Source organism: Desulfovibrio sp. ZJ746, from assembly GCF_011039155.1.
Taxonomy (GTDB): domain Bacteria; phylum Desulfobacterota; class Desulfovibrionia; order Desulfovibrionales; family Desulfovibrionaceae; genus Desulfovibrio.
In genome coordinates, this window is record NZ_JAAKEK010000001.1 from 79642 (window position 1) to 92500 (window position 12859).

The 12859-nt window shown below is 71.2% G+C and carries 9 protein-coding genes; 3 read left to right on the top strand and 6 right to left on the bottom strand.

Annotated elements, in window-relative coordinates; all coding sequences use genetic code 11:
• Positions 1-6: 6 nt before the first annotated feature.
• The 3 genes from G7Y54_RS00390 (at position 7) to G7Y54_RS00400 (ending at position 5616) form a co-directional block, all read left to right on the top strand.
• Complete coding sequence (locus tag G7Y54_RS00390; RefSeq protein WP_165075265.1) at positions 7-1674, top strand: ASKHA domain-containing protein; 1668 nt, start codon at positions 7-9, stop codon at positions 1672-1674.
• Positions 1675-1872: 198 nt separating this feature from the next.
• Positions 1873-3207, top strand: a complete 1335-nt coding sequence (locus G7Y54_RS00395; protein ID WP_165075268.1) for a small ribosomal subunit Rsm22 family protein — start codon at positions 1873-1875, stop codon at positions 3205-3207.
• 141 nt (positions 3208-3348) lie between these two features.
• The gene (locus G7Y54_RS00400; RefSeq protein ID WP_165075272.1) at positions 3349-5616 is read left to right on the top strand and encodes a vitamin B12-dependent ribonucleotide reductase; all 2268 of its coding nucleotides are present in this window, start codon (positions 3349-3351) and stop codon (positions 5614-5616) included.
• A 72-nt stretch (positions 5617-5688) separates the two neighbouring features.
• Here G7Y54_RS00400 and G7Y54_RS00405 read toward each other — a convergent pair whose 3' ends face one another.
• Genes G7Y54_RS00405 through yidC form a run of 6 tightly spaced genes read right to left on the bottom strand, consistent with a single transcriptional unit; the run spans position 5689 to position 12853 of the window.
• A complete protein-coding gene (locus tag G7Y54_RS00405) occupies positions 5689-6699 on the bottom strand; it encodes a pseudouridine synthase (protein WP_165075276.1) in 1011 nt (336 codons plus the stop codon).
• Positions 6696-7901, bottom strand: a complete 1206-nt coding sequence (locus G7Y54_RS00410) for a GAK system CofD-like protein (protein WP_165075279.1) — start codon at positions 7899-7901, stop codon at positions 6696-6698. The genes G7Y54_RS00405 and G7Y54_RS00410 overlap by 4 nt, the downstream gene beginning before the upstream one ends.
• The gene (locus G7Y54_RS00415) at positions 7901-8548 is read right to left on the bottom strand and encodes a 3'-5' exonuclease (RefSeq protein WP_165075283.1); all 648 of its coding nucleotides are present in this window, start codon (positions 8546-8548) and stop codon (positions 7901-7903) included. Before G7Y54_RS00415 ends, G7Y54_RS00410 begins: the two co-directional genes overlap by 1 nt.
• A gap of 1 nt (position 8549) precedes the next feature.
• Positions 8550-9959, bottom strand: coding sequence for a tRNA uridine-5-carboxymethylaminomethyl(34) synthesis GTPase MnmE (mnmE, locus tag G7Y54_RS00420; RefSeq protein ID WP_165075287.1), 1410 nt, complete (start codon positions 9957-9959; stop codon positions 8550-8552).
• 22 nt (positions 9960-9981) lie between these two features.
• A complete protein-coding gene (locus G7Y54_RS00425) occupies positions 9982-11136 on the bottom strand; it encodes a protein jag (RefSeq protein WP_165075290.1) in 1155 nt (384 codons plus the stop codon).
• 46 nt (positions 11137-11182) lie between these two features.
• Complete coding sequence (gene yidC, locus G7Y54_RS00430) at positions 11183-12853, bottom strand: membrane protein insertase YidC (protein ID WP_165075294.1); 1671 nt, start codon at positions 12851-12853, stop codon at positions 11183-11185.
• Positions 12854-12859 lie beyond the last annotated feature (6 nt).

The window sequence follows — 12859 nt, forward strand, 5'->3', positions numbered from 1 at the left end:
GCGCCCATGCGACCGGGCGTCACCGTGCGCCTTGCGCCGGCCGCCGGGCTTGAAGCCCCCGGGGGCCCGGCGCCGCGCGCGGTCTCGTTCACCGCGCAGCCGGGCGAGGGGCTTGCCCGGGCCATCTGGCTTTCCGGCGCGGTCCCCCCGCGGCCGCTCTGCATGGGGCTCGGCCGCTGCGGCCGCTGCCGCGTGCGCTATGTGGGGGAGGCGCCGGCGCCCCTGCCGGAAGACGAGGCCGTGCTGCCTGCCCGGGAGGTCGCGGGCGGCTGGCGCCTTGCCTGCCGGCGCAGCGTGCCGGACATGGCCCCGGGCAGCGTGCTCGAGCTGGAGCTGCCCTCCGATGCCCTTGCCGCGCCTGTCAGGCCGGAAGCGCCTGCTGGAGCGGGGGCTTCAGGACGGGCCGGAGCGGGGGAAGCTGTCGTCCTTGGCGTGGACCTCGGCACCACCTCCCTCCAGTGGCGCGCCGTGGCCGTGGGCGCAGCCGGCGAGGCATGCACCGCCGGCCGCGTCCTTGCCGAGGGGAGCCAGCTTAATCCGCAGGCCGGCGCCGGGGCGGATGTCATGTCGCGCCTGGCCTTTGCCCGCACGCAAGCGGGGCTCGCCACGCTGGGCGCCCTCGCGCGCGCGGCCGTGGCCGGCATCGTGGGGCGCCTCGTGGCCTCGGGCCTCCCGCCCGGGCGCATCTGCCTCGCGGCCAACACCGCCATGACGGACATTTTTCTCGGACGGAGCGTGGAGGGCCTGTGCGCAGCGCCCTACCGGCGCGAGCATCCGGGCGGCGCTTTCGTGGAAGTGCCGGGCCTCCCGCCGGTGCTCGTGCCGCCGCTGCCCGCGCCCTTCGTGGGCGGGGATGTGAGCGCCGGGCTGGCCGCCCTTCTGGCCGCGGACACGCCGCGCCCCTTTGTGCTGGCGGATCTCGGCACCAATGGCGAGCTCGCCCTGCTGACGGAAGACGGGCGCCTCTTTCTTGCGAGCGTGCCCTTGGGGCCGGCGCTGGAGGGCATCGGCCCGGAGCGCGGCGCCATGGCTGGCCCCGGCGTGGTCGCCGAGTTCCGCCCCGGGCCGCAGGGTTTGCAGCCGGTGCTCTTCGGCCAAGGCCCCGGGGGAGCGGCCCCCGCCGAAGCGGCGGGCATCAGCGCCACTGGCTATCTCTCGCTTTTGGCCCTGCTGTTCCGGCTGGGCGTGCTGGATCGGGACGGCCATTTTGTGCCGCCCGAGGCTACAGCCCTGCCGCTGGCGCGCGCGCTCGCGCATGCCGTCACGCCCGCGCCCGGCGGGGCGCGCCTGCCGCTGCCGCTCGGGCTCTGGCTTTCCGCCGCCGATGTGGAGCTGCTGCTCAAGGTGAAAGCCGCCTTCGCCGTGGCGCTGGAGGCGGTCTGTGCGGCCGCGGGCGTGGCGCCAGTGCGCCTGCAAAAACTGGCGCTGGCCGGGGCGTTGGGCGAGCATGTGCGCCTCGCCGACCTGAAAGACCTTGGTTTCGCCCCGGGCGTGCCGCTCGGTCACATGGCCGCGGTGGGCAATACGGCGCTTTCCGGGGCCTGCCTTTTGGCGGCCTGCCCGGAGCGCATGAGGGCGCTGGCCGCGCTCTGCGAAGGCGCCACCGTGCTTGGGCTCACCGAAGGACCGGGATTCCAGCAGGCCTATCTTGCGCACATGCGCCTGGGAGAATGAATGTCACGCAGACCCCCTGCGGCCCCTGCCGCCACGCCGTCCCGCCCCAACGCCCAGGGCCGTACAAAAGGCGCGAAATCCACCGCAAGGGCCCCCGAAAGGCCCTCCGCAAAGCCCCGGCCACAGGGGGCGCGCGCTGACGGCAAGGCGCCCCGCCGCGCTGTGCGGCCAGCGCCCAGGCCCTCCGCAGCATGGGAAGTGACGGCCGAGCTCTTCCCGACGCTGGACGCGGCCGCGCAGGCGCTGCTCGCGCGCCTTCCCGAAGCGCTTGCGCGCGTCAGGCCGCTCACGGGCGCGCATCGCCGCTCCCTGCCGGAAGACATCGCCGCGCTTTCCCGCGCGCTCACGGCCGAAAGGGCGGAGCTGCGCCGCCCCTACTGGAGCCGCCCGGCCTTTGTGAGCGCCTACCTGCACTATTTTTTGCCGTGGAACCTCGTGCGCCTCACGCGGCTCTTCCGCGGGCTGCCCCTGCCCGCGCCCGGAGTCGGGAACGGCCCGGCCCTGCTGCTGGACGCGGGCTCCGGCCCGCTCACCGTGCCGCTGGCGCTCTGGCTGGCGCGGACCGAATGGCGCGCAGCGCCGGTGCAGGTGCTGGCGCTGGACAGCGCGAGCCAGCCGCTGGAACTGGGGCGGGCGCTGTTCGCCGCCTTGGGTGACGTGACGGGCGAGCCCGTGTGGCCGGTGCGCCTCGCGCGCGGCCCCTTGGAAAGCCTGGCCGCCCGCGCATTGCCCCTGCTGCGCCAGGGCGGGCGCCCGTGGCTCGTGACTGCTGCCAATGTGCTCAACGAGGTGCGCCCGCCGCGCCGGGGGCACGGCTCTGCCCGCGAGGATGAAGATGACCCGGATGTTGCCGGGCCGCTGGACGATCTGGAAGACGGCCCCGGGGACGCGCTGGGCGAACGCCTTGACCGCCTGCTCGCCGCCTGGGCGCCGCTGCTCGGGCCGGGCGAGGCCGGGCTGCCTCCGGGGGGGGACGCCGCAGACAGGAGCCCGGCGCCCCCGGCCCTGCTCTTTGTGGAGCCGGGCACGCGGCTTGGCGGAACGACCCTCATGCGCTTGCGCGAGTTGGCTCTGGAGGGAGGGCTTCACGCCGTCGCGCCCTGCACTGTCGACACGCCGTGTCCCCTCTCGCGCGGCGCCTGGTGTCATTTCACCTTTTCCCCGCAGGGGGCGCCCCGCTGGCTGGCCGAGCTCACGGCCGCGGCCGGCCTCACCAAGCGCAGCCTGTCGCTCTCGCCGCTCCTGCTGGCAGCGGCCCCGGAAGGTGAGGCAGGCGAAAGCCATCCGCCGCAGCCATCCGCGCGGGAAGCGCGCGTCCTCTCCTCCCCCTTTGCCGTTCCGGGCGTGGACGGGCTTGCGCGCTATGGCTGCGCCCCTTGCGGCCTCGCGCTGCTGGAGGATGCCGGGGCCGTGGCGTCCGGCTCTCTGGTGCGGCTGGGCCGTGAGGCGCCCCGCCGGGACGCTCGCAGCGGCGCGCGCATCTTCGCGCCCGGCGGCAAGCGGGCTCCCGCCGGACTCAAGAAAAAATCATAAAATTTTTCTCCGTAAATCTGCGCGGTTATCGGTAGCAAGCGGGCTTGCGGGCCTTTTGTTTCGGGCCGGCCTGGCGTATACAGCCCGCTTGGTTTCGGTTTTTTTCTCTTTTTACAGACATCAGCCAACGGATCGCGCGCCATGATCTCCATGCCCAGGAACTTGCCCCGGCCCTCCCTCAAGCCCAATACCGAAGTGGTGCTCGAAAAGCGCTACCTGCGCAAGGATCTGGACGGCACACTGGCCGAAAACCCGCGCGGGCTCTTCTGGCGCGTGGCCACGGCCGTGGCCGCGGAAGAGGCCAAGTATCCCGGATCGCCCTATGCGCCCGAGGCGCTGGCGCGCGAGTTTTACGACCTCATGACGAGCTGGAGGTTCCTGCCCAATTCGCCCACGCTCATGAACGCGGGCACGGACCTGGGCCAGCTTTCCGCCTGTTTCGTGCTGCCCGTGGGCGACTCCATCGAGGAGATCTTCGACGCCGTGAAATACGCGGCCATGATCCACAAGTCGGGCGGCGGCACGGGCTTTTCCTTCTCGCGCCTGCGCCCGAAGGAGAGCCGCGTGGGCTCCACGGGCGGCGTGGCCTCGGGGCCGGTGTCCTTTTTGCGCATCTTCAACACCGCCACCGAGCAGATCAAGCAGGGCGGCACGCGCCGTGGCGCCAACATGGGCATTTTGCGCGTGGACCATCCCGACATCGTGGACTTCATCCGCGCCAAGGAGCGCGAGGGCGAGTTCAACAACTTCAATCTTTCCGTGGGCCTCACCGAGGCCTTCATGCAGGCCGTGGAGCGCGGCGAGGAGTATGAGCTGCGCCTGCCCGGCACGGGCGAAGTGGCCGGGCGCCTGCCCGCGCGCGAGATTTTTGACCTTTTGGTGAAAAAGGCGTGGCAGTCCGGCGACCCGGGCATCGTCTTCCTCGACCGCATCAACCGCGACAACCCCACGCCGGACCAGGGCGAGATCGAGTCCACCAACCCCTGCGGCGAGCAGCCCCTGCTGCCCTTCGAGGCGTGCAACCTGGGCTCCATCAACCTTTCCTGCTTCTATGTGCATGGCCACAACGACGACGCCGACCCGGCCGAGAAGGGCGTGGACTGGGAGGGCCTCGGCCGCACCGTGCGCCTTGCCGTGCGCTTTCTCGACAATGTCATCGACGCCTCGCGCTTCCCGCTGCCCATGATCGACGAGACCGTGCGCCGCAACCGCAAGATCGGCCTCGGCGTCATGGGCTTCGCCGACCTGCTCTATGAGCTCGGCGTGGCCTATGACTCGCCCGAGGGCGTGGCCCTCGGCGAGCGGCTCATGGCCTTCGTGCAGGAGGAGGGCCACAAGGCCTCGGCCGGGCTCGCGCGCGAGCGCGGAGCCTTCCCGGCCTATCCCGCATCCGTCTACGCGCAGCGCGGCGAAGGCCCCTACCGCAACGCCACGGTCACCACCATCGCGCCCACGGGCACGCTCTCCATCATCGCCGGCTGCTCCTCCGGCGTGGAGCCGCTGTTCGCGCTCTGCTTCACGCGGAATATCCTCGACGGCGAGCGCCTGGTGGAGGTCAATCCCTATTTCGAGGCCGCGCTGGCCGACGCGGGCCTCGCCAGCGCCGAGCTCATGGAGAGCGTGGCGGCGACCGGCTCCATCCGGGACATGAAGTTCCTGCCGGAGAAGCTGCGCAAGACCTTCGTGACCGCCATGGACATCGCGCCGGTGTGGCATCTGCGCATGCAGGCGGCCTTCCAGCGGCACACGGACAACGCGGTCTCGAAAACGGTGAACCTGCCCAATTCCGCCACGGAAAAGGATATCCACGACATCTACTGGCTCGCCTACAAGGAGGGCTGCAAGGGCGTGACCGTCTACCGGGACGGCTGCAAGAGCGTGCAGGTGCTCGCCACGGGCGAGGGCCAGAAAAAGATGGACGGCGGCAACGCCACACAAGCGCCGGCCCCCGCTGCCTCGGCCGTGCGCAAGCGGCCTGACGTGGTGCAGGGCTTCACCCAGAAGGTGCAGACCGGCCTCGGCGCCATGTATCTCACGGTCAACGAGGTGGACGGCCAGCCCTTTGAGGTTTTCGCCACCATCGGCAAGTCGGGCCGCTCCATCACGGCCAAGGCCGAGGCCATCGGCCGCCTCGTCTCGCTGGCCTTGCGCTCGGGCGTGGCCGTGCGCGACGTGGTGGCGCAGATCAAGGGCATCGGCGGCGAGCACCCGGTCTTTCGCGGCAAGGGGCTTTTGCTCTCCATCCCGGACGCCATCGCCTGGGTGCTGGAAAAGCGCTACCTCAAGGACGAGCATCTCGGGCAGGTCACGGATATCGAGGCCCAAAAATGCCCGGAATGCGGCGAGGCCCTGCTCTTCCAGGAGGGCTGCCTCATCTGCCCGGCCTGCGGCTTCTCCCGCTGCGGCTAGAGCATTTTTGCCGTCCCTCGGGGCGGACGCGCCACACCCAGGCCACCTGCCTCGCGGCGGGTGGCCTGGCGGTTAATCGGCCGTCTCCAGCCAGCCGTGGACGCGCCGGCGTGCCTCCGGGGGGAGATGTGCTTCCAGCCATGGCCAGTGCGGCGCCACGGAGCAGCGCTCCCCCGGCCACGCGAGCAGGCCATGGTGGAGGAAGAAGCGCGGTGCGGCTGGCGTATATTTTTCGGCTTCCGTCGGAATGCCATACTGCGTGTCCCCGAGCAGGGGATGGCCGAGGCTTGCGGCATGGGCGCGGATCTGGTGGCGGGCCCCGCGCCGGATGCGGCAGGCCGCAAAGGTCAGCGCCGGGGGCGCTTCCGCCCTGACGACACCGAGCAGGGTAGAGAGCAGGGCGCCTGCTTCGCCCTCAAAGACATGGAGCGGCAGGAAGTCCGTCCGGCGCAAGGGCCCGGCGTCCTCGTCCAGCGGGCGCGTGGTGCGGCGGTCATTGGTGTCCAGCCGACGGCGCGCGGTCACGGGGCCTTCGAGCGCGCCCGTGAGCAGGGCGAGATAGCGCTTTTCACACTGGCCCGCGGCTTCGGCGGCGCGGAAGGCGCGGGCCGCAGCCGGCGTCAGGGCCGCGCAGACAAGGCCCGAGGTACCCAGATCGAGCCGCTGGAGGAGTTCCGGCCGCTCTCCCGGGCCGAGCACAGGCGCGCAGAGCGCGTGGAGGCGCGCTTCAAGGCTGTCCCCCGACTTGCCGGGGAGGGCCGCGCTGTGGAGGCCCGCGCCCTTAAAGAGAAAGCAAAAATCGCCCTGCCGCCCGAGCAGGCGCGCCAAATCTTGCCGGGGCTCAGGCTGGGGCGCTTGGGGCACGAGCGCGAGCGCATCGCCGGCCCTGAGGCGTCGCGCGGGCTCCCGGCAGGGCGCGCCGTTGAGGAGCACGCCGCCCTCTTCGATGCGCCGGCGCCGTCCGCGCAGGCCCTCGGGGACGAGAGCCGCCAGCGCCTTGTCCAGCCGCATGCCGGCGCTTTCGGCGTCGATGGTGAGTGCGGGGTCGGGCGCCCCTCCTTCCCCGGGGGAGCTGGGGCTCATGCCGCCCCCCGGGCGCAGATCTCGAGCAGGGCCTGTGCCACGGCCCCGGGATCATGACGGCCCGGCTCGGCTTCCATCACCATGTCCCTGTCTTCAAGGCGCACGCCCATGGACTCGAGCGCGCGCACAGTCTCGGGCCCCAGTCCGCCTTCATAGCGGCCGTGGCGGCTGTCCACGAGCACCACTTGCAGCAGTTCCTCGGTGCGCGCCCAGGGCGCGTCGGCCCGCAGGGTGCGCAAAATGGCCGCCACCTGCCCGGCCACGCCGAGGCCGGCGAGTTCCGCGTCCGTGCCGGTATTGGGGATGAAGACCTTGGGGCAGGCGCGCGTGGCCACGGCCCGGCCCACGCCGCTGGGCAAAAGATTGGCGAGCACGCTGGAATAAAAGCTGCCCATGGGATAGCAGATGGCGCTTGCCGTGCGCACATGCTCCGCCGCCACGGAGGAAAGGCGCGGGCGGCAGGGCGTCGGGGCGCCGGGGCCTGCCCCGTCGTCCGCGCCGCGGCCCGGCTCGTGCACGGTGAGCATCAGGCGCGCCACCGGGGCGGCAAGCGCCTTGAACTCGTGCTGGCCCACCACGAGGCTGCCGTCGGCGAGTTCCGCCGCGAGGTGCAGGCTTTCCTCCACGGTGGGGAGCACGGTGCCGCGCACATGGAGCAGTTGGCTGAAGAGCGCGATGGGCGGGGTGAGGTCGCGCTTGTGGCGCAGGTAGCCGCCGGCGAGGAGCAGGTTGCCGAGGGAGGCGAGGCGCGGGTCGAAGCTTGCGGGCATGCGGCGCAGGAAATGGCCGAGATGGAGCCGGAAGGCCCGGGCATAGGCTTCCGGCATGGTGCGCCAGGCGGGGTGGGCCGCCTGCCCCATGGCGCTGAGGCGGTCGCGCAGTTCTTCGGGGTCCCCATGAGGGGGGAGGCGCGCGGTGAAGAAGTCCAGCGCCGCGGGGGGCACCGCGTCGGCGTCGGCGAGGGCGATCAGGCGGTTGCGGATGTCGCCCACGGCCGGCATGGCGAAGGCCCGGCGCAGGGCCGCGGAACTTCCGCCCGAGTCAAAGGTGGTGAGCAGGTGCACGGAATGGCGCGTGCGCCCCGCAAGGGCGCGGCTCGTGGCGCGCAGGGCCGTGCCGCCGGAAAAGAAGAGCGGCCGCGCGTCGGCAGGGTCGGCGTTGGGGGCCGCGGCACGGGGAGGGGCGTCGGGCCCGGCCGCCATCACGCGCCGCCCTTCCGCTTTTTGCGCGTGGCCAGCGGCTCGTTGGGGCTGCCGTCGGTGAGGCCCAGTTCCTTGAGCTTCAGGTAGATGAGCCGGCCGATCCAGGCGTCGGTGGCGGCGTATTCGATCTGGCGCTGCGAGAGGTCCATGAGGCTCCAGTTGGAGCATTGGGAGCCCTTGGAGATGCGCCAGCCGAAGAGGCTCGCCGCGAGCGTGCGCAGGCCCTGGTTGGGCAGCCTGTGCGCCCGGGCCACCTGCCCCAGGTCCACAAGGCCCGCGGGCGTGAAGGGATGGATGCGGGCCAGCGCCAGCATGTCGTCGCCGATGCTCACGCCGGTCTTGATGATCGCGGGCGAGGCGAGCAGCTTGGCGCAGGCCTCGCCGAAGGGCAGCCAGCCGAGCTGGACGAGATAGACCGTCTTCGCCGTGGCAATTTGGATGAGCGAGGGCGCGTTGAGCTTGCCCTTGCGGAAGGTGGGCCGCGTCTCGGTGTCGAAGCCGAGGATGCCGTCGGCGCGCATGTCCGCCTCGGCGCGCTCCCAGGCCTCGGGGGTGCGCACCACCTCCACCGGCCCCTCGTAATGGCGCAGGGGCATGGCGTTGATCTCTTCGCTCGTGGGGCGGCGGGAAAGTTCCGTGAGGTCCATGTCACTTGCCGATGCAAAAATGCGCGAAAATGCGGTCCAGTACTTCCGCCGGGGTGCCCAGGCCCGTGACCTCGCCGAGGGCCGCCGCGGCCGTGTCCAGCCGGGCGAGACAGCAGTCATGGGGCTGGCCGGCCCGGATGTCGGCGGCAAGGGCCGCCAGCTCCTCAAGGGCGCGCTCGAGGGCCAGCGCCTGCCGGGCATTGGGCGCGAGAGCGCCGTCGGCCGGGGGCGCGGTGTCCAGCAGTTGCGCGCGGGCGAGCGCGGCGAGCTCTTCCACATGGGCGCCCGTGGCCGCGCTCACCATGAGCGCCGGGAGCTCGCCGGCCCAGGCAGGGGGCCACGCGCCGGCGCCCCCGGGCGCGCAGACATCGCACTTGTTCCATACGAGGAGCGCGGGCACACCTGCGGCCAAGGCGAGTATTTCCGCCGTCACCGGGTCCGGGCAGGTCGCGGCCCGGGCGCCGGCCTCGCCAAGGCGCTCGCCGTCCACGACCACGAACACAAGGTCGGCCGCGGCCAGCCGCTCGCGGGTGAGGGCCATGCCCAGGGCCTCCACCGTGTCGGCGCCAGCCTTGTCAGTGCGCAGGCCAGCGGTATCCACGAGGCGCACAGGCAGCCCGCCAAAATCGCACGGCTCTTCCAGGAAATCGCGCGTGGTTCCCGGAATGTCGGTGACGAGCGCCCTGTCGCGCCCCAAAAGCGCGTTGAGCAGGCTGGACTTGCCGGCATTGGGCGCGCCCGCGAGCACCACCTGCGCCCCGTCCTGCATGAGGCGGCCGCGGCGCTTGCCCGCGAGCAGGCGCCGCACGGACGCGGCCACCGTGTCCACGGCCGTGGCGAAGGCCGCAGGCTCAAGCGAGGGCACCTCGTCGTCCGGAAAGTCCACGCCGAGGGCCGCATGGGCGCGCAAATCCTCCAGCGCCTCGCGCAAGCTCGCTGTCTGCCGGCCGAGCTGGCCGTCGAGGCGGCTCAGGCCAAGGCGCGCGGCCTCGCGCGAGGGCGCGGCGATGAGCTCGGCCACGGCCTCGGCCTGGGAGAGGTCGAGCCGCCCGTTCTCGAAGGCGCGGCGCGAAAACTCGCCGCGTTCGGCCTGGCGCGCGCCGAGCGAGAGCACGCTCGTGAGCGCTTCCTCGAGGAGGAAGGGCCCGCCGTGGCAGTGGATTTCGGCCATGTCTTCGCCGGTGAAGGTGCGCGGGCCGGGCATGAACACGGCGAGCACGTCGTCAAGCTCTTCCCCGTGCCTGTCCAGCATGCGGCCGCGGTGCAGCCGCCAAGGCTCGAAATTCTCAAAGCCCGGCGACAGGGAAAGGAAGACGCGCGCCAGCACCTCCTTGGCCTTGGGGCCGGAAATGCGCACGATGCCGATGCCCCCGGCGCCCGGCGGCGTGGCTATGGCGGCGATGGTGCTCATGCGCCCTCCGGGAAAGGGGCCGCTAGGCGCCCTCGGGCCGGCGCCGCGAAATGACCACCCGCTTCAGGGGGCCATCCCCGGAGCTCCGGGTCTGGAGGTCGTCCGCATCCTGGAGGGCGAGATGGATGATGCGCCGATGGTAGGAGGAAAGCGGCCGCGTGGAATAGGGGCGCCCGGTGGCGCGGGCCTTTTCGGCCAGGCTCAGGGCCACGGCGCGCAATTTCTCGTCCTGGCGCAGGCGGTAATCGCCGATGTCGAGCTGCACGCGCACGGCCGCGTTCATGCCGTGCGAGACCATGCGCGAGGCCAGGTACTGCAAGGCCGCGAGCGTCTGCCCCTCGCGGCCGATGAGCAGGCCGGCCTCGCCGCTCCAGTCCACATTGGCGCGCACGCGGCCGTCCTCCACGCGCACGGTCACGGGCACGCGGCCACCGGTGATGGGCCGCACGAGCTCCTTGACCGTCTCTTCGGTGAGGCTCTGGAGGCGTTCCGCGTCCAGCTCTTCCAGCGGGGTGCGCGGCAGGCCCTCGGGCGCGTCGTCGGCGTCGAGGTCAGGCGCGGGCGCGCCCGGTGCGTGCGCCTCGGGGGAAGGGTGGGTGGCATGCGAAGGGTGGCTCGCCGGCGCGGGGGCCGGGCTCTCCTCCACCGCTTCCCCTGGTGCCGCGGCGCGGGGCGCCGGCAGGGAAGCTCCGGGGCGCCCCTGCTGGGGGCGCCCTGCGGGGCGCGCGGGGCTTGCGCTTTCCGGCTCTTCCGGCGCTGGGGCGGTCTCGGTGGCCTTGGCCTTGGGCTCAGGCTCCCTCGGCGCGGGTTCGGCTTCCGGGGCCGGCGTTTCCTTTTCCACGGCGCTCGTTTCGGGCGCATCATCCCTTTCGGCCTTGTGAGGCCGGCGCTCGGCGCGAGACTTTTTGGGCTGCCCGCGGGGGGCGCGGCCCTCCTCCTCGCTGGCGGCAGCACGCTGGCCGCCCCGGGGGCCGAGCACGCTTTCCACGGCCTCGCGCAACTGCACGCGGCGGGCGCGCACCTTGGCCTTGCGCGCGCCCACGATGCCGAAGATGCCGGTCTTGGCGTCCTGCACGATCTCGATCTCGAGCCGCTCCCGCGGCGAGTCGAAATAGGCGCAGGCTTCCGCTATGGCGCTGTCGAGGTCCTTGCCCTGGAACTCCTTGAATCCGTCCATACGTATAAGCCTCGCCGGAGCGGCCGCGCCGGCCGCCCCGTTTTCGCTATTTTGCGGCGGGCGCCTTCTGGGGCGTCTTGCCGCCGTGTTTGAGCTTCCGCATCATGAGCCACTGCTGGAAGATGGAGAGGATGTTGTTCACCAGCCAGTAGAGCACGAGGCCCGACGGGAAGTTGAGGAAGAGCACGGTGAAGATGAGCGGCAGGAAGAGCATGATCTTCTGCTGCATGGGGTCGGCCGGGGGCGGGCTCATGCGCTGCTGGAGGAACATGGTGATGCCCATGATGATGGGCGTGATGTAGAGCGGGTCCTTGGCCGAGAGGTCGGCGAGCCAGATGATGTCCGTGCCCGGCAGATAGGTGATGAAGGAGGCGTGCCGAAGCGCGATGGACGTGAGCAGTGCCTGGTACAGGCCGAAGAAGACCGGGAGCTGGATGAGGATGGGCACGCAGCCGCTGGCCGGGTTGACGCCGTAGGTCTTGTAGAGCGCCATGACCTCCTTGTTCATCTCCTCGCGGTTGCCCTTGTACTTCTCGCGGATGGCCAGCATCATGGGCTGGAGCTGCTTCATCTTTTCCATGGAGGCGTAGCTCTTGGCCGTGAGCGGCCAGAACACGGCCTTGATGAACAGCGTGAGGAAGATGATGGCCACGCCCCAGTTGTGGACGAAGCTGTGGAAGAATTCGAGCAGCCAGAGCAGGCCCTTGGCGATGATGCTGAAAAAGCCGAGCTGGATGCTCCGCGCGAGCTGGTCGGAGACGGCCTCGAGCTCCGAGCGCACCTTGGGGCCGAACCAGTAGGAATAGGCAAGCTCGCGCTCCTCGCCGGGGTTGAGCAAAAGCTCCGGCTCCTCCACGGCCGCGCGGAAGACCGTGTTCTGCGCGACGCCCTTGACCGTCACGGAATCCGGGTCCCCCGGGAGGACAGCGGCGAGGAAATAGGTGCTCATGGGGCCGGCCCACCAGATCTTGCCGGTGGCCTGCACGCCGGTGGTGCCCAGGGTCTTGCCGGAGGATTCCTCGTCCACGCTGCCGTTTTCGTCCCAGGCCACGCGCATGGAGTCGTACTGGCTGCCCGTGGCGATGCTGGAATCGAGCGCCGCCGTGGCGCCCACGCGCACGCTGCGGGGCTGGCCGCCCGTGTTGATGAGCCGGATCTTTTCCTTGATGAGGTAGGTGTCGGCGCTGAAGCTGAGCTCGCGCACGACGCGCAGGTTGTCCACCATGCCGGTGAGGCGCAGGGTGCCCTGCTGGCCCTCGGCAAGCGTGAGGCCGTCCGCGCCGTCCAGCGCCCATTGGCCGGTGCTCCACGAGGGCTGGCCGTTGATGACGAGCCCGAGCGGCGCCACGGCGGCCGTGCGCTCGTCCACCAGGTTGACGAGGGGGGAATCGGGCGCGAGGCCGGCCTGGTATTTCTTGAGCTCATAGGAGCGCAGCGGGCCGCCCCCGGAATAGAGCACCGCCTTGTACAGCGGCGAATCCACGGTCACGTCGCGCCCGGCCGAGGGGGTGAAGGTGGGCAGCGTCGCCGTGCGCTCCGCCTCGGCCTTGCGCGCCTCGGCCTTTTCGGCCTCCTTGCGGGCCGCTTCCTGCTGTTCCGCCACCTGGGCCGGGTCGGGCTTGGCCACCCAGCCCATGTATTCGGCCACATGGCCCCAGCCGAAAAGGATGACGAGGCAGAGAACGATGGCCAGGATGAGATTTTTGTTGTCCTGCATGGAAAA

Bases quoted from the DNA above. Each gene is read 5' to 3' on its own strand.
- G7Y54_RS00390 (WP_165075265.1), top strand. From the start codon at position 7: ATGCGACCGGGCGTCACCGTGCGCCTTGCGCCGGCCGCCGGGCTTGAA.
- G7Y54_RS00400 (WP_165075272.1), top strand. From the start codon at position 3,349: ATGATCTCCATGCCCAGGAACTTGCCCCGGCCCTCCCTCAAGCCCAAT.
- G7Y54_RS00405 (WP_165075276.1), bottom strand. From the start codon at position 6,699: ATGAGCCCCAGCTCCCCCGGGGAAGGAGGGGCGCCCGACCCCGCACTC.
- G7Y54_RS00410 (WP_165075279.1), bottom strand. From the start codon at position 7,901: ATGGCGGCCGGGCCCGACGCCCCTCCCCGTGCCGCGGCCCCCAACGCC.
- G7Y54_RS00415 (WP_165075283.1), bottom strand. From the start codon at position 8,548: ATGGACCTCACGGAACTTTCCCGCCGCCCCACGAGCGAAGAGATCAAC.
- mnmE (WP_165075287.1), bottom strand. From the start codon at position 9,959: ATGAGCACCATCGCCGCCATAGCCACGCCGCCGGGCGCCGGGGGCATC.
- G7Y54_RS00425 (WP_165075290.1), bottom strand. From the start codon at position 11,136: ATGGACGGATTCAAGGAGTTCCAGGGCAAGGACCTCGACAGCGCCATA.
- yidC (WP_165075294.1), bottom strand. From the start codon at position 12,853: ATGCAGGACAACAAAAATCTCATCCTGGCCATCGTTCTCTGCCTCGTC.